The organism is Psychromonas sp. MME1 (genome assembly GCF_041080865.1).
Taxonomy (GTDB): Bacteria; Pseudomonadota; Gammaproteobacteria; order Enterobacterales; family Psychromonadaceae; genus Psychromonas.
Genome location: NZ_CP160906.1, coordinates 2,749,720 through 2,766,696 on the forward strand (window position 1 = coordinate 2,749,720; position 16,977 = coordinate 2,766,696).

General features: G+C 41.9%; 15 protein-coding genes and 1 pseudogene. 6 read left to right on the forward strand and 10 right to left on the reverse strand.

Annotation, left to right across the window (positions count from 1 at the left end; genetic code table 11):
* Nucleotides 1-17: 17 nt before the first annotated feature.
* Both AB2N10_RS12635 and fdhD read right to left on the reverse strand, forming a co-directional pair.
* Nucleotides 18-2,314, reverse strand: a pseudogene (locus AB2N10_RS12635) (FdhF/YdeP family oxidoreductase).
* A complete protein-coding gene (fdhD, locus tag AB2N10_RS12640; RefSeq protein WP_354622732.1) occupies nt 2,304-3,161 on the reverse strand; it encodes a formate dehydrogenase accessory sulfurtransferase FdhD in 858 nt (285 codons plus the stop codon). The pseudogene AB2N10_RS12635 and the gene fdhD overlap by 11 nt, the downstream one beginning before the upstream one ends.
* A 199-nt stretch (nt 3,162-3,360) precedes the next feature.
* Between fdhD and AB2N10_RS12645 the strand changes: the two genes are divergently transcribed.
* Entirely contained in the window at nt 3,361-4,035 is a 675-nt protein-coding gene (locus AB2N10_RS12645) for an HAD family hydrolase (protein WP_369433926.1), read from the forward strand.
* On the opposite strand, the gene AB2N10_RS12650 is transcribed toward AB2N10_RS12645, so the two are convergent.
* Together AB2N10_RS12650 and AB2N10_RS12655 are read right to left on the reverse strand one after the other, a co-directional pair.
* Nucleotides 4,028-4,384, reverse strand: a complete 357-nt coding sequence (locus AB2N10_RS12650) for a gamma-glutamylcyclotransferase family protein (protein ID WP_354622734.1) — start codon at nt 4,382-4,384, stop codon at nt 4,028-4,030. The two genes, AB2N10_RS12645 and AB2N10_RS12650, sit on opposite strands and share 8 nt — an antisense overlap.
* A 37-nt stretch (nt 4,385-4,421) precedes the next feature.
* Entirely contained in the window at nt 4,422-5,075 is a 654-nt protein-coding gene (locus AB2N10_RS12655) for a hypothetical protein (protein ID WP_354622735.1), read from the reverse strand.
* A gap of 359 nt (nt 5,076-5,434) precedes the next feature.
* Here AB2N10_RS12655 and AB2N10_RS12660 point away from each other — a divergent pair, with 359 nt between their 5' ends.
* Nucleotides 5,435-6,628, forward strand: a complete 1,194-nt coding sequence (locus AB2N10_RS12660; protein WP_354623462.1) for a glycerophosphodiester phosphodiesterase family protein — start codon at nt 5,435-5,437, stop codon at nt 6,626-6,628.
* 97 nt (nt 6,629-6,725) lie between these two features.
* On the opposite strand, the gene AB2N10_RS12665 is transcribed toward AB2N10_RS12660, so the two are convergent.
* A complete protein-coding gene (locus AB2N10_RS12665; protein WP_369433927.1) occupies nt 6,726-7,781 on the reverse strand; it encodes a PLP-dependent cysteine synthase family protein in 1,056 nt (351 codons plus the stop codon).
* Nucleotides 7,782-7,936: 155 nt separating this feature from the next.
* Here AB2N10_RS12665 and AB2N10_RS12670 point away from each other — a divergent pair, with 155 nt between their 5' ends.
* Entirely contained in the window at nt 7,937-8,398 is a 462-nt protein-coding gene (locus AB2N10_RS12670; RefSeq protein WP_354622736.1) for an Lrp/AsnC family transcriptional regulator, read from the forward strand.
* A gap of 10 nt (nt 8,399-8,408) precedes the next feature.
* Here the strand turns inward: AB2N10_RS12670 and AB2N10_RS12675 are convergent, their stop codons facing one another.
* A complete protein-coding gene (locus tag AB2N10_RS12675; RefSeq protein WP_354622737.1) occupies nt 8,409-8,900 on the reverse strand; it encodes a cupin domain-containing protein in 492 nt (163 codons plus the stop codon).
* Nucleotides 8,901-8,946: 46 nt separating this feature from the next.
* The gene (locus AB2N10_RS12680; protein ID WP_369433928.1) at nt 8,947-10,113 is read right to left on the reverse strand and encodes a multidrug effflux MFS transporter; all 1,167 of its coding nucleotides are present in this window, start codon (nt 10,111-10,113) and stop codon (nt 8,947-8,949) included.
* 231 nt (nt 10,114-10,344) lie between these two features.
* Between AB2N10_RS12680 and AB2N10_RS12685 the strand changes: the two genes are divergently transcribed.
* Nucleotides 10,345-11,325 (forward strand): rhodanese-related sulfurtransferase, encoded by a 981-nt coding sequence (locus AB2N10_RS12685; protein ID WP_354622739.1) that lies wholly within the window; start codon nt 10,345-10,347, stop codon nt 11,323-11,325.
* A gap of 32 nt (nt 11,326-11,357) precedes the next feature.
* Here the strand turns inward: AB2N10_RS12685 and AB2N10_RS12690 are convergent, their stop codons facing one another.
* From AB2N10_RS12690 to AB2N10_RS12700, 3 genes are read right to left on the reverse strand one after another with little or no spacing between them, the layout of a single operon-like run.
* The gene (locus tag AB2N10_RS12690; RefSeq protein WP_369433929.1) at nt 11,358-11,960 is read right to left on the reverse strand and encodes a pentapeptide repeat-containing protein; all 603 of its coding nucleotides are present in this window, start codon (nt 11,958-11,960) and stop codon (nt 11,358-11,360) included.
* 16 nt (nt 11,961-11,976) lie between these two features.
* Nucleotides 11,977-13,416 (reverse strand): AMP-binding protein, encoded by a 1,440-nt coding sequence (locus tag AB2N10_RS12695; protein WP_369433930.1) that lies wholly within the window; start codon nt 13,414-13,416, stop codon nt 11,977-11,979.
* 59 nt (nt 13,417-13,475) lie between these two features.
* Nucleotides 13,476-15,437, reverse strand: a complete 1,962-nt coding sequence (locus AB2N10_RS12700; protein ID WP_369433931.1) for an MFS transporter — start codon at nt 15,435-15,437, stop codon at nt 13,476-13,478.
* Nucleotides 15,438-15,857: 420 nt separating this feature from the next.
* Here AB2N10_RS12700 and gmk point away from each other — a divergent pair, with 420 nt between their 5' ends.
* Nucleotides 15,858-16,484 (forward strand): guanylate kinase, encoded by a 627-nt coding sequence (gene gmk / locus AB2N10_RS12705; RefSeq protein ID WP_354622744.1) that lies wholly within the window; start codon nt 15,858-15,860, stop codon nt 16,482-16,484.
* Between the two features lie 213 nt (nt 16,485-16,697).
* Nucleotides 16,698-16,973, forward strand: coding sequence for a DNA-directed RNA polymerase subunit omega (gene rpoZ, locus AB2N10_RS12710; RefSeq protein ID WP_354622745.1), 276 nt, complete (start codon nt 16,698-16,700; stop codon nt 16,971-16,973).
* The last annotated feature ends 4 nt before the right edge of the window (nt 16,974-16,977 follow it).

Below are 16,977 nucleotides of genomic sequence, written 5' to 3' on the forward strand. Positions count from 1 at the left end.
GCTCCCAATAGATAGCACTATAATATGCGTTGCTGTTTTGCAGCTGGCGTAATAACAATGGCAATCGATTTTGAGCTTGGCGTAAAACTAAAATCACCATAATTAGCTAACGCAACGAGGGGGTTAGCCTCTGGAAAATAGGCGGCTGCATTACCACTAGGGATGGCGTATTCAACCACCGTGAAATTACTCACTTTGCGAATAATATCATCTGGCCATAATGCTTCTATATCAACCTTATCACCTGCCGACAACTGTAATGCGCTAATATCATCGCTATTAAGCATAATAATATTTCTATCGCCACTTATACCGCGATATCTATCCTCAAAACCATAGACCGTTGTATTGTATTGATGTGAGAACGTAACGTTTGCAATACAAAAATACGGTTTTGAGTTAAAGCTCGCTGTGATGCCGATATAATCGCTTCGGGTAAAGGATAACTATGAAGTTGTGCTTTTTGATCGCTAGTCGCCCAACGTAATTGGGCGGCAGCATTCCCCAAGTAAAATCCCCCCGGTGCTTGCAAACGTTGGTTCATATCTGTAAATCCGGGAATTGTTTGGCTAATTAAATCACGAATTTGATCGTAATCTTTTACTATATCAAGCCACGCTATCGGTTCATTACCTAAGGTCGCTTGAGCGATACCGGCAATAATCGCTGGCTCAGAACGCATTTCTCTAATATCGCTTGCAACTACCCCCTGCGATGCATGCACCATAGAAAAAGAGTCTTCCACAGTCACTTTTTGTGATTTTCCATTTTGCATGTCGATATCGGTTCGTCCAAGGCAAGGTAAAATCAGTGCACATTTACCGGGATAGAGATGCGTCCGATTTAATTTGGTCGCGATATTAACCGTTAACTCACAACTACTTAATGCCTGTTGTATGTATTGCGAGTCGGGCATTGCCGCGACAAAATTGCCACCGAGAGCAACGAATACTTTACTCTCGCCTCTTAACATCGCTTCAACAGCTTGTACAGCATTATGACCAACCTCAGCGGACGGGGTGAAATTAAAGGTTTTTGCGATACTCTCTAACAATGCTGCATGGGGTTTTTCATCAATCCCCATGGTGCGATCCCCCTGCACATTAGAGTGCCCTCGCACAGGACATAGCCCAGCACCTGTCTTACCAATTTGCCCAAACAATAGCTGCAAATTGGTTAGTTCATGGATAGTGGCAACGGAGTGCTTATGCTGCGTGATCCCCATCGCCCAAGTAATAATAACCCGTTCAGCCTGTTGATAAATATCTGCGGCACTACTTATCTGCGCTTGCGATAATCCAGATTGTTCGGTAATTAATGACCACGGTGTCGCTTTAACCTGCGCTAAATACTCATCTAACCCACTGCACTGTTGAGCAATAAAATCAACATCAAACACTTGTTGACCACTTAGCAATGCTTCTTCGTGACGCGCTAACAATATCTTCACCATGCCACGCACTGCCGCCATATCCCCACCTAAATTAGGCGTAAAATAGCGGCTAGTTAATTTCAACTCACCGCCCAACACCATATGCGCAGGAGATTGTGGATTAGCAAAGCGTTCTAGACCTCGCTCTTTTAAGGTGTTAAATGTGACGATCTTTGCACCACGTTGCACCGCATGACTTAAGGTATGTAACATACGCGGATGATTTGTACCGGGGTTTTGACCAAATACAAATATCGCATCGGCATGGTCAAAATCTTCCATGGTAACAGTCCCTTTACCTACTCCGATAGCGGCCTTTAGTGCATAACCACTCGCCTCATGGCACATGTTGGAGCAATCAGGGAAGTTATTGGTACCAAATTTTCGCACAAATAATTGATATAAAAAGGCTGCCTCATTGCTTGCTCGTCCCGAGGTATAAAACTCCGCTTGATTGGGGTGATCTAAGCGATGTAAGTGTTGTGCAATTAATGCAAAAGCGGCATCCCAAGTAATGGGGAGATATTTATCTTGCTGCGCGTCATAACAGACGGGTTGCGACAGTCTACCCTGCTCTTCAAGATAATAATCACTCTGCTTACGCAACGCCTTGACACTATGCTGAGCAAAAAAGTCGCCATCAACACGACGTGAGGTAGCTTCCCAATTTACGGCTTTAGCGCCATTTTCACAGAAACGGAAAAGGTCGCTTTTTTGTTCTTCCCCCCATGCGCATCCCGGACAATCAAATCCATGGTCTTGGTTGGCATTCAACAGGTTTTTAATATTTTTAGCAACATTTTGACTTTTCAGCAAATGTTTCGCTGTACTTGCAAGAGAGCCCCAACCACCAGCGGCCCCTGTATATTTTTTAACGCTCATTAGCACCTACCTTTACTATACGAAAATCACCATGGTAAACATTGCAGTGATTTTCACTGACAAATCCAATTAAGGTGATATTAAATTGTTTTGCTGCTGCAATCGCCAAACTTGAAGGCGAACCTATCGCCACCACGACCGGAATTTTTGCCGCAATCGCTTTTTGCATTAATTCAAAACTCACTCGCCCACTCAGCATCAATACGCTTTGCTTGGTTAACGAGCCAGTCGTCAAAACTTCCCCTATGGCTTTATCAACCGCATTATGTCGCCCGACATCCTCTTGCACTGATAAACAGCCCTGCAGGGTGAATATCCCCGCGCCATGAACGCCACCGGTTTTCGCAAAAATAGGCTGCCTTTGCTTTAACTGCGCCGGTAAGCTTAGTAGTGTCGTTAAAGGTAGCCACGCTTTATGCTCATCAATGAGCACATTAAAAGCATGGGCTAATGCCTTGATATTATTACTACCACAAATACCGCACCCCGAATGACTAATAAAGTGACGGGTGAATTTTTTCCACTCAAAGCTAACGGCATTAATCAATGCAATATCGCATTGATTTTTTTCACTAACCGTTATCGATTCTATTTGCTCAGCGGTCTCAATAATCGCATAGGATAATAGCAATCCTGTGACTAAAAAAGCATCGTTACCAGGTGTCCTCATGGTAACCATTAAGGGTTTCTCAAGCCGCTCTCCAGTCTTTTGACAACACCAGTGTAGTACAATATTGAGCGGCTCTTCACTAATCACCTCATCTTGACTCAATCGGCTTATCATTGTCGTATCGGCTGCTAGCTCATAACGTTGACGATTAACAAGCTGGTATGGTTTAACACTCATTCTCTCTACCTTGGTAAACTGATTCTGTTGATTTTGTTGAGCGTTGCGTTAAGAGGGCAACTCCGCACCACGTTATAACATAATGTTAACATGGATAAATAGTAGGGGCTTTTACTTGCTTAGCAATTCATTGCACTAGATCGCTTTAATGCGACACAATCATTATTATGCTATTTTACGAGTTTAAACTTCGGAGAAAATGATGAACTATCACGCTGCAATTTTTGATATGGATGGACTGCTTTTAGATACGGAACGCATTTCCATGCAAACGTTCAGTGAAGCCTGCTCGGCACTCTCTCTGCCAATGCTAAAAGAGGTTTATTTAAAGGTTATTGGTTGCAACGCAACAACGGTACAAGAGATTATTTGTAGCGGATATGGTAGCCAACTCGATTATCAGGCATTACGTAGCGAATGGCTACGACGTTATCATGGCATTGTTACAAAGCAAGCCATTCCAATAAAAGAAGGCGTTGTTGAGTTAATGCAGTGGTTAAAATCCGAGTCAATTCCGATTGCAGTGGCAACCTCTTCAGATAAAGAAATCGCAACGATTAAATTAACCTTAGCAGGGCTTATTGATTACGTGGATTGTTTGAGTACGGGTTGTGAAGTGACCAAGAGTAAACCTGATCCAGAAATATTTTTACTCGCGGCAGCGCGTTTACAGGTTCCTGCGCAACAATGTTTAGCCTTTGAAGATTCCCATAACGGAGTCCTAGCGGCGGTCGCTGCGGGCATGCAAGTCTATCAAGTGCCAGATCTTATCCCACCTTCAACTGAACTTATCGCTATGGGGCATCATATCCACTCATCATTAGCCGATGTGCTGCACACATTACAATCACAACAAATTAAACAGGCTAACTAGCTGCACTGTTGGCAACCTTGATATGAGTGCTGAGTGCGTAAATATACGCCTCAACACGGGAGCCATCAGCAAGCTCAGCACAGACAGATACACGTTCATAACCTTCCCCCTCAAACTCATCCAAACGCTGCCAATGCATAGATAGGTCGCAAGAAGTAAAAAGTAAACCGTGCACAAGGCTTTGTTTATCATCTAAAATAATCACGGGATAACCTTCACATGCCCCCCAACCATCTAAGACCTTCCCTCTAACTGTAGCGACCTGCCACTCGCCAGAAACACTTGCCAGCAGATGCTCATTTTCGCGCCCCGGGGCGAGCGTACCATATACAAACAGCCTCTCACTCATTCTCTCTTGCTCCTTGTCGCACCTAATATAAAACCAATTATAAACCCAGACTTTCTAGGATTTGCACAAAAACCGATTCACGATTTTTGCTCGTTAACATGGGGTATAAGCGACACAATCTAATTGCTTGAGCAAACTTATCTTTACCAATGACACTCAATACGCGGGTAAATAGCTGCTCATCAAGGTAAAAGGTTTTTACCGCATGTGTCACGGCACTATCAAGATTGACATAAGTTACCCCATCAAAAACAAAGCTGTCGTTCTCCTCTTCAATCACGAGAGTTTCGTTGTTTACTCGCAACGGCCAACCTGGGTAGTTAATGCGCCCCTGCATGAGTTCAAACATAAACCAAGCGCTCCGCTTAAAGCCTGCAAAGGCGGCCCCTTCAAATTCCGAATCGCGTAACTCCTGCTCGGTCCAGTTTGAACCAATTGCCAATATTTTTTGATGCTTAACGGCGAGCGCTTTTTTAATGGCATCTCGATACGCATACAAAGAGGTGAATGCGCTACGTTTAACAATAGTATCGCACTCTTTGCAGCTAGGCAGAGATAAAGGAGTGTGGGTTAATAACCCCTCTTCGCTAGCATATCTTGGAAAATCAACCCACGTATCATTAGGCTCTCCGCAAAACCAACAGCAATGCCGGTGATTAAAAGGTACTTCAACGGGCGGGTAATGGTTCATACTTTGCGATTTCCTAAATAGAGTGGACGAGAAAAGATATAAGGTTACCGTTTAGCCATAACAAACACCACCAAATAGGTCATTTAGGTAATATAAACGTCATATACTTCCTCTATAGTCACGTTTAATGATTATACCAATTCCGATAAATAGCTGATCTATTTTACTGGTTAAAACAACTTACTGCTGCGTTGTAATTTTCGTAAAGGGAATAACCATTTACGGCAAATTACGCCTTGAATTAAGCTGTTTTTCCTGCGCAAAATTTAGATCACATACTTACCGGAATTGGTATTAACCATTAAACGTGTATTCATCTTTATAAAGGAACAATAAAAATGAAAAAAATAGCTACAGGTATGCTCGCAATAACACTTGGGTTAGGTGTCAGCTCTACATGGGCACAAGAGCCTATATCCTTAGGCGTTCGTCCTCTGTTTTTAATTGATGCTATGGTCGCAAGCCCCTTAAAAACAAAATTATCTCAGTGCCGTAATGAACGCTTCCAACGAAGCGATTTCTCTATTGCGCATCGTGGCGCACCATTACTGTTTCCGGAACATACCAAAGAATCCTATCTTGCGGCAATTCGCAGTGGTGCTGGCATCGTCGAATGTGACGTTACTTTCACTAAAGATAAAGAACTGGTTTGTCGCCATTCTCAAAGTGACCTTCATACCACAACGGATGTCCTTGCCCACCCAGAACTAGCCAAAAAATGTACAGTACCTTTTACACCAGCCGATCCAGCGACAGGGAAAGAGGCACAAGTTGAATGCAGAACATCCGATTTTACCTTAGCAGAGTTTAAATCATTAAAAGGGAAAATGGATGGCGCCAACCCGATGGCGACAAGCGTAGAAGAATATATGCGCGGAACACCAAGTTGGAGAAGCGATCTTTATGCAACGACGGGCACTCTGATGACGCATGCAGAAAGTGCAGCACTGTTCAAAGCACATGGCGTTAAAGTCACACCAGAACTGAAATCTGCCTCAGTTAATATGCCCTACGAGGGCTTCACTCAGGAGATGTATGCACAAAAATTAGTGAAGGAGTTAAAAGAGGCGGGCTTCACTGCTGAAGAGAGTTATTTGCAATCATTTAACCTCGATGACATAAAATATTGGATAGCCAATAATCCCAATTTTGCTAAACAGGCTGTTTATTTAGATGAACGCATGTATGAAGATCAGAACTTTAAGGCATCACTTAAAGATATGCAGTCGCTTGCTAAAGCTGGCGTAAAAATTATAGCACCGCCCATCTATGCGCTGCTAACGTTAAATAGCCAAGGTAATATCGTTCCCTCTGACTATGCGAAATATGCTAAACAAGCTGGGCTAGATATTATTACTTGGTCGCTTGAGCGTTCAGGCCCATTAGCTCAAGGCGGGGGTTGGTACTACCAAAGCGTCGCTGAGGCTATTAATAATGATGGCGACACCATGGTCGTACTCGATGTATTAGCAAAACAAGTCGGCGTGATTGGTGTCTTTAGTGATTGGCCAGCAACGGTCACATACTATGCAAACTGCATGGGAATGAAATAACAGCTCAGAAAAATATCACTTCAGACATTTCCATAATAATAGTTTAGTGAAAACAGCGTGACAAGATTAAACAAATCTTGGCACGCGACTTCTACCATTAATCAGCAAAGAAAGTTATTAACTGTGTTTGATAAGGGCGAATATCACCAATGTTTTCTGCCACCCAGTCAGGGTCAAAATAACTATTTAAATAGCGGTCCCCCTGATCACATAACAAGGTCACAATTGAACCAGACTTCCCCTTAGCAGCCATCTGTTTTGCTAATTGCAACACTCCAACCATGTTAGTGCCCGTACTTGGCCCGACCTTTCGACCTAACACCGTTTCTAACCAGAGCATCGTCGCCACCGACTCAACATCCGGGACTTTAATCATATGATCAATGACCGAGGAGATAAATGAGGGCTCAACTCGTGGGCGACCAATACCTTCGATATGGCTGCATGAGGAGATGACTAGCTGCTTATCGGCACCGTGAAAATAGTCATAAAATACCGAATCTTGTGGGTCAACAACGGTTAATTCTGTGGGCAATTGATGATAACGAATGTAACGCCCAATAGTGGCACTGGTTCCCCCTGTGCCGGCACTCATGACGATATGCTTAGGAATCGGATGCTCCTCTAATTTCATCTGCATAAAAATAGAATCGGCAATATTATTATTGCCACGCCAATCGGTTGCACGCTCTGCATAGGTAAATTGATCCATATAATAACCATTCATCTGCTTCGCCAAACGTTCCGATTCAGCGTAGATCATCTCCGTGGAATCAACCAGAAAACATTCTCCTGAATAATTTGTTATCTGCGCTATTTTTTCTTTACTGGTGTTTTTAGCCATCACAGCAATAAACTTTAACCCAAGTAAACGGGCAAAATAGGCTTCGGAAATCGCAGTACTTCCCGATGAAGCCTCAATAATAGTGGTATTTTCTCTGATATTGCCATTGCATAATGCGTATAAGAACAGCGATCGCGCCAAACGATGCTTGAGGCTTCCCGTTGGATGTGTGCTTTCATCTTTAAGATAGATATCAATACCTTGAAAACGGTTTAAATCTAGTTTAATTAAATGGGTATCAGCACTGCGTTGGTAATCAGCTTGAATCTTGGCGATCGCTTGATCGACCCAGTTACGTTGTTCATTCATTTGCAAAGATCCTTTTATAAGAATCACTACCATAACCAAACTGCAGTAGAAATAGTTTCCTGAACCATCATTAGTTTTTGCTTTGAAAGAAAATTAACCTTAATATTCACAATAATAAGAAAATTTATCTTTTATATAAAAATAATGAGGTAACTATGCCTATTGATCAGGTAGACAAACAAATTTTAACCTTATTACAAAAGGATGCGTCCTTATCTTTACAGCAAATTTCTGAGCAGTTAAACATAACCACAACGCCCTGCTGGAATCGCATTAAACGGCTTGAAAAAGATGGTTTTATTCGCCAACGCGTGGCGTTATTGGATGCGCAAAAGTTGGGCTTACAACTGATTGCCTTTGTGCAGATAAAAACCCAGCAACATTCAGAGGCTTGGTTAAAACACTTTGTCTTACAGGTAAAGGATTTTACCCCCGTTTTAGAATTTTACCGCATGACGGGGGAGTACGATTACCTGCTTAAGGTCTTAGTCACCGACATGGGCAGCTTTGATAAGTTTTACAAAAAGTTAGTCAATAATGTCAGCGGCCTAACCGATGTTAACTCTAGCTTTGCCATGGAACAGCTAAAATACACGACCGAGCTGCCATTACCGTAGCGATGGCAACCTACTCTGACACCTTCGCAGAGACCACGATAAATCGAGCGCCATTTTCACCCGCTTGTACGAAATGATGCTCGCCAGGTTGAATTAAATGGGTATCACCGGGATAAATTGTTTGCTCAACGGTTACCCCCTGTTTATCTATCAACTGAATGAATAACTGCCCTTCTAATAGGTAATAAATCTCTTCGGTATCAATGTGTTCATGCAAACCAACACTGGCATTCGGCGCTAAACTCGAATCCATAAACAGCTCAATACTACTTTTAAGGAGGTTTTCTTGCTTATCTGGTTGCTCGTTGTACAACCACTTCCCGACTAGGTCACCAGCTCCCTGCAAACCAGCGGGCGCCAAAGGATTACTATGGGCAGGCGAATAAAGGACATTGGCAATGCCCTCTTTTACTTTAAAGGCTTGGCTCGTTGTCGCACTCGACTCACTGTAAACGGGCGTATCACCATGATGGAATGCCTGTTCCGTTAAAATTTTTACCATTTTATAATTTTCCTCATACAAACAACGACGAACATATGATGTTCACCTACTCATTGCCGCTATTATTGGGCCGAGTTAAGAGTAAACCGTTAGCAATTAAAGAGAGGCCAAGCATCACCAGAACAGCTGGCCAGAGTGTACCATTATATAATAGGGTCGATAATCCACCAGCGAGTGCCGCCATTAAAAATTGACTCGCGCCACACAATGCAGAAGCCGATCCCGTATGTTCATGGAAATGGCTAATATAAACAGCATTTGAATTCGCAGAAATAGCGCCTTGTGCACCAATAATGAAAATAATATTAATGGCAACAGCTGCCACGGGAGCATTGAATATCACCATCAACACTAATAAACAGAGCCCAGTCAGTTGGATCCAAAGACCCTGTTGCAATAGCGTCATGGCCGATATATGGTTCAAACGGAAGTTATTATAGCGATTAAAAATAGCCATCATAATAACATTGGCACTAAAAAGCAGAGCAAACAGCGCATCACTCAGGGCAAAGTACTTTTGGTAGATAAAAGAAGCATTGGTAACAAACACCAGCATCACAGAAAATGAACATCCCTGCGCAACCAAATAACGCATCCCTTCTCGATTGGCAACCACCAAGCGATAACGACGTAAAAATGATGTGTTTGCTGTCTTTGATGAAGCATCCTTAGCGAGCTTAAAGTGTGAAATTGAAACAACAAAAAGCGCATAAATGAACAGAAAAAAGAAGATACTCTGCCAACCAAATAAATAAATAAGCAGCACCCCAACACTCGGAGCGATAGCCGGTGCAACAACAATAATCAAACCGATTAAAGAGAACAGCTTAGCCGCTTCATTACCCGTCGCTCGCTCACGCACCAAGGGGGCAATACAGACCATGGCAAAGCCACCACCAATAGCCTGTATTACACGACTAACTTGTACCACTAAGAGGCTATGAGTAAGGGCAATGATCAGACTACAAGCAGCAAATAGCAGTAAGCCAACCAATATTAAATGACGCTTACCATAATTATCTGCAAGCGGACCACCAACTAGCTGCCCTGTCGCCAATCCTAATACATATAAACTAATCGTTGTTGCGATTTGCTCTGAACTTACAGTAAAAAAATCAGCCATGTAGGGGATGGCGGGTAAGTAAGCATCAATAGCAAATGGCGTTGCTGCCACAATCAACGCCATAATTAAAGCAAATTTACTGTTGGACATGGTCTCTCGATAATTTATCTATTAATCTTTTAATTTAGCACCAATATTCACAAAAAGCAGTTCCCTTCTACTCGTGGTAAAGTTTATTTCCGCGTTGTTTATTTTGTCACCGCCAAAGTTGCTAAATTGTTAACAAATTAACATTGCGGTAACCGTTTTTTCTCAACTATAATGCCATTCACATAAAATAACGCACTGGATTTACGCTCCAGTTAGCTGCAAGGAAGTCCCATGTCAAATACCATCGTCTGTGCACTGTATCGATTTGTCGCACTTGAAAATTATCAAGAAATCCAACAACCGCTTTTAGCTATAATGATGGCAAACCAAATTAAGGGAACGTTACTACTTGCCAATGAAGGGATTAACGGCACCATCGCAGGCAGTCGAGAAGGGGTTGATAAGCTAATGAATTGGCTAAAATCAGACCCACGCTTTGCCGATATCAGCTGTAAAGAGTCATTCAGCGAAGAAAATCCTTTCTATCGCACTAAGGTAAAACTTAAAAAAGAAATTGTGACGATGGGCGTTGCAGGAATTGACCCGAATCGCGTGGTCGGCAGTTATGTACAGGCGAAAGACTGGAATGCCCTGATCAGCGATCCTGAGGTATTACTGGTTGATACACGCAACGACTATGAAATTAGTATCGGCACATTTAGAAATGCAGTGGATCCGAAAACCACTAATTTTCGTGAATTCCCCGACTATGTCAAACACAATTTAGATCCTGCTAAGCATAAAAAAGTAGCGATGTTTTGTACCGGTGGCATTCGTTGTGAAAAATCAACGGCCTACTTAAAAGAGCAAGGCTTTGACGAAGTTTATCATCTACAGGGCGGGGTATTAAAATACCTAGAAGAGATACCACAAGAAGAAAGTCTCTGGCAAGGAGAATGTTTTGTCTTTGATAATCGAGTTTCAGTCAATCACCAGCTGGAAAAAGGTCAGTACGACCAATGCCATGGTTGCCGGTTACCGATTAGCGCTACGGACAAACAATCCGATAAATACATACCGGGTATCGCCTGTCCGCACTGTTATGGCCAGCTCAGTGATCAGCAAAAGCTGCGTTTTAGCGAACGTGAAAAACAGATAGCTTTAGCTAAGCTACGTGGCGAGGCACATATCGGTACTGACGCCGCAGAACAAATACACAATAACCGTGCAAAAAAACAGTTAAACAAACAAAAGCAACGTATTGCTAAATAAAAGCACGATTAACAGGACGAAATATCGTCCTGTTAATCGACTAATTCAATCCCCAATGAAGTAAGCAATTCTAAGGCTTCAAAACGGCTAAACTTAGCGCCTTTAACTCTATTTAGCGTGACATCAATCTGATAATTTGTCGCATTACTAAAATCGACTCCATCGAGATTCGTACGCATAAACTGGCTATAGGAAAAATCACTGTCAGTGAAATTTGCATAGGCAAAATCTCCCTCTCTAAAATCGACATCATGTGCTTTGCAGCCCTGAATTTCCATCTCTTGCAAAGTAAGACCAAAGAAGGAACTGTCATTGATAATGCACTGCTGAAACTTGATAGAGGTCGTTAAGCTATAATTAGGCCAAACTGCTTTTGCCCAATTAATACCAATGACCTTACTCTCTTGAAAACAGACATCGGCAAATCGGCTTGCGAGAATTTTCATATTTGATAAATTACTTTTGATAAAGCGACAATCAATAAATTTGCAACTTTTCACCATCACATCGCTAAAATTACACTCTGTAAAGGTGCAATTTTCAAAAATCACCTCTTCTATCTGTTGCTGAGATAAATCCAGCCCCAAAAAATCCTGCTGGTAATATTCCTTTATGTCACGATTTAACTTATCCATTTTTTTCCTAGCCGTTTTAACCTGCGTTAATCATCTCTAAAGCCAATCGTTTCGATTGGCTAAAATCCGTTTTTCCCGATCCGAGTTTGGGAATGGCTTCCACCTGATACCAACGTTTTGGCACCATCAAGGGATTACAGCCCTGCGCTAACATACTTTTTCTTACTTCACGGCTATCCAATTCGCCTTGATAAAGAAGGATAATACTTTCTCCTTTTTGCGGATCAGCAATCGCGACCGCGACAACTTCGACCTCTTCATCGAAATCTTTTAATACCGCTAGCTCAATCGCACTCAAACTAATCATCTCCCCCCCAAGTTTAGCAAAGCGAGAGTAGCGATCTAGTATAGTTAAAAATCCATCACTGTCTAAACGCCCTTTATCACCCGAGAGATACCAACGTTCGCCATTAATATCTTTAATTACCTGTTCTGTTTTTTCAGGATTATTGAGGTAACCCAACATGATCTGTGCCCCACCAATTAGGATCAAGCCCTCCCCTCCCGTGGGTAACTCAATAAACGTATCGGGATCGACAATCTTAAAACTCGTTCCTGGTAATGGCATCCCCACGGTTCCCTCTTTTGTGCCAACCTGAATTTGCCAGGTTTTTTTATCCAGCATGTCAGGTAAATTAACACTGGCAACGGGCGTTGTTTCGGTGGTGCCATATCCCTCTAATATATTTTTATTAAATTTACTCTCAAAGGCATTTTTAACCTGTGTATTGAGTTTTTCAGCCCCTGCAACCACAAAACGCAAAGAATCAAACATCAATGGACTGAGCTTTTTATTATTGCTATATAAACGGAAAAAAGTCGATGTTCCACAAATAATTGTTACGTTATTTTTAGCGACGGCTTGACCAATGCCAAGCGCATCGGTTGGGTCTGCATGGCACACTAAGGCAATCCCTTCAATTAAAGGTAAAAACTGTGTGACGGTTAACCCAAAGGCATGAAATAGAGGTAGAGAGCCCATGATCACATCACTCTCTTGCGTATTTAGCACATCGGAAACTTGTTGTAAGTTAGCCATAATATTAGTATGGCTGAGCATGACCCCCTTAGGTGAGCCTTCACTACCACTGGAAAATAAGATTGCGGCTGCCTGTTCATTGTCTACATGTTTAACGTAAAGTTGTTTTAATACCTTAGCGGGCAGCAGTTTAACCAAGATTAAACGGATAATTTGCTGGCTTTTCCTAATCTCCTTCATGACATCTTCGAGATAAATAACGTCAACATCGGCGAATGTTGCAGTTAAATCGATACCGCGTTGTTGTAATTTATGCAAAAAAACGCGGGAACTATAAACCTTAGCCAGCTGCGCTTGTGCAATGGCATCTAATAACGCCTCATGACTTGCCGTATAGTTCAAATTAACAATGGTTTTACCCGCCAGAATGGTCGCCATATTGGCAATCACCCCACCCGCACTGTTAGGTAATAACATCCCAACATTTTGGCCTTTATTACCCTTTTGAATCACCTTACTGAGGCTAATTGCGCCAACTAGTGTACGTTTGCTGATAATTTTTTACCCGTACTATCTGTCACTGCGCGTTGACTGCCAAGACGCTTTACCGTATCAATCCATGCACAACCAAGGCTCTGCAGCTCGTTGGCATGAGTTTTCCATGACTTTACTGAAAGGTCAAAAACACAGCGTTTAACCTGTTCCGCATTACTTTCTTTCGTCATTTCTTGACCAAAAGCGATCACCAAATCCCGAAACAGCGCGCGTCTACGCACCTCCTTTAGGTTAGTAGAAGAGTGGCTAAATTTACTACCCCATAATCCGCGCATATAAAAAGGCACAATCACGATATCGCACTGAGTATGGCTACATACGGTTTCAAAATCTTTTTTAAACTCACCAAGATGCCCATTGCGACTCATTGTCCCCTCGGGAAACAAAGCCACGACCTCACCTTGGTCGAGTACTTTTGCAATATCGAGTAACGATTGCGGCGTGATATTAAGCATATTAACGGGAATACAGCCAAGCAACTTAAAAAACCAACCTAAATACCAACGGGCAAACACTTTTTCATCCATGGCAAAGCGCACCGTACGAGGACATGCAATTTGCAACACTGCCCAATCTATCCAACTCACATGATTACCAAGTAGCAAGACACCGCCCTGTTCGGGTACGTGTTGCATACCTTGAATTGAGACCTTATAGCGACGTGCAATCGACCAATTGAGCACAATTCTTGCCAAACTTTGTGGGAATTTATAAATCGTATATAGGCTACCAACGAGGGCAAAAATCGCAGTAAAAGTGAATAAAATAGCACTATCAATACCATAATAGGCAAAACCTGCAGTGACCAATATAACCATCACCATACAGATCCCCTGCACCCAATTACTCAGCCCTAACACCCTTCCCATTTCATTCTTTTTCGCATGAAATTGAATCAAGGCATTGAGAGGAATAATAAAGAGTCCACCCATCATACCGACCAAGAAAAAACAGACCGTTTGAGCAAAAGCCGACTCCATAAAAGGCAAAAACCACAGTGTCATTGCAAAGCCTATTGCGCCAAGGGGCACCAAACCCGTTTCAATATGATTTTTTGAATAACGCCCAGCTATCCACGACCCAATAACCATTCCCAAACCCGAGGTGATAATGACCGCCTGAATAACTAAGGCGCTGGTAATCGACAAATTTTCTTTTGCATAAGCGGGAAAGCTAGCTAATAACAGCTGCGTAATCGACCAGAACATCGCCAAACCAATAATCGACAGATGAATAATCGGCTGCGAAGTAAAGATCGCTACATTACGTTTAAAATACCCCGCTGTTCGGTATTTTTTCCAATCAAAGGTCTCTTTATATGGCGCCTTTTGCACATTAGGTAAACGATAAGCCATCCATAACTCGAACAATGCGTTGCATACTAATAACCATGCAAGAGGCGCCATTGATTGTAAAATTTGTTCTGGGGTAAGCGATTCTGGTTGATAAAATGATTCAAATAAAGAGGCGAAGATGAGCATGCTCGCCAACACGGCAATAATAGAAACGGACTGCACTAACGCATTAGCTTGCGCCAAATTCTCTCGACCAAATAAAGGTTTAATATAACCGTATTTTGCCGGCGAATAAAAAGCGGACTGCACTGCCAGTAAAAAAGCAATCACAAAGGCTTGCCAAAATAGCCCTTGGTAATAACAAAAAGCAATTGCAAGACTCAATGCCACGGAGCACCAAGCACTGACGACCATCACCCTATTTTTGGGGTATCTATCGGAGATAAACCCCGTGGGTGACAATAATAAAATAAATGGGAGGAGGATAAGACCGTTGATCAAAGCCATTAAAAGGATTTGCTGTTCACCGTGAAAGGCTTTAAAAATAGTATTTTGAATAACTATCTTATGTCCGAACTCAATAAAAACATTCAAAAAAATGGCAAATAGGTACGGCCAGAAACCTCTGATGTTGGCTAATTTTTGCATCACGAATTACCTTTAGTCTATGTGATTACGAGTCGTTGGGGGAGATTATAAAACGCTGTAATAATAGACCTGTTATTAATTAAAAGACAAAGCACAGTTTTATCAATAATAAATAATATTAATTCACTTATTTACTCGATTAAAAAGACAACAACTAAAAAATAAGAGATAATACGCGACTATCAAAAATCCAGCTGATGAGTAAGCTTGGAGATAGGTACGTGATTTATGCCAATTCGCATAATATTATGGTCATAGCTTGTTGATGAAAAATGATATAGAGCAAGGCACATGATTGAGTAATAGCTCGCTATTACGATTGAATGTAACACTGTTATCTATTATTTTGACCAACAAGATAGATCAGATGCTTATGCGGATTGGCATTATACTCAATAATGTTGTTAGGAATTATTATTTATGTCCCAAGTCGGCACGCTTTATATCGTATCTGCCCCAAGTGGCGCAGGAAAGTCTAGTCTCATTAAGGCGTTATTAGCAAAAAAAAGAGATGGGAGTGCACAGGTCTCTATTTCTCATACTACGCGTCAACCACGTATCGGTGAAATCGATGGAGAGCATTATCATTTTGTTGATGTAGCAGAGTTTCAACGACTCATTGCTGAAAATGCCTTTTTTGAATGGGCTGAAGTATTCGGTAATTATTACGGCACATCTCGGGTTGCTATTGAACAGGCACTCGAAAAAGGCATCGATGTGATGTTAGACATCGATTGGCAAGGTGCTCGTCAAGTACGTAAAATGATGCCTAATGCAAAGGGCATTTTCATTTTACCGCCAAGCCGCAAAGAGCTAGAGTCGCGTTTAAATAAACGAGGACAAGACAGCAGTGAAATCATCGCTAAACGGATGGAACAAGCACAATCTGAGATGTCTCATTACGATGAATATGATTACCTAATTATTAATGATGATTTTGAAACGGCAACTGCTGAGTTTTCTGCGATTGTAAAATCGTTACGCAATGAACAACAAAAGCAGGCTATTAAGTATCGCGCAACCATCGATGAGTTATTAAAACCTTAATAACATCAACCTTGAAAATAGCAAAAGCACTTATACATTACTGATAACTATCTGTTATCATAGTAAAAAAAATTAATTCGCATTCATGATAACGCAATATAAATAACCGTCTGATGAATGCAACGCTTATTAACACGAAGGTACTGGATCAAATCGCCTTTAAACCGTATAATAAGCGCCCTTTTTTATGTAAATATTTTTTGGAGTTCAACAATGGCACGTGTAACCGTTGAAGATGCAGTAAATGTAGTTGGTAACCGTTTTGATTTAATCTTAATGGCATCGCGTCGCGCGCGTCAGCTTGCCACTCAAGGTAAAACACCTTTAGTTGAGCCAGAAAACGATAAAGCGACCGTTATTGCTTTACGAGAAATTGAAGCGGGTTTAATTACTAATGAATTGATGGATGTTCAAGACCGTCAAGAAAAGTATGAAAAACATGCCGCTGAATTAGCAGCAGTTGCGGCTATTGCTGAAGGTCGTGGTTAATAAC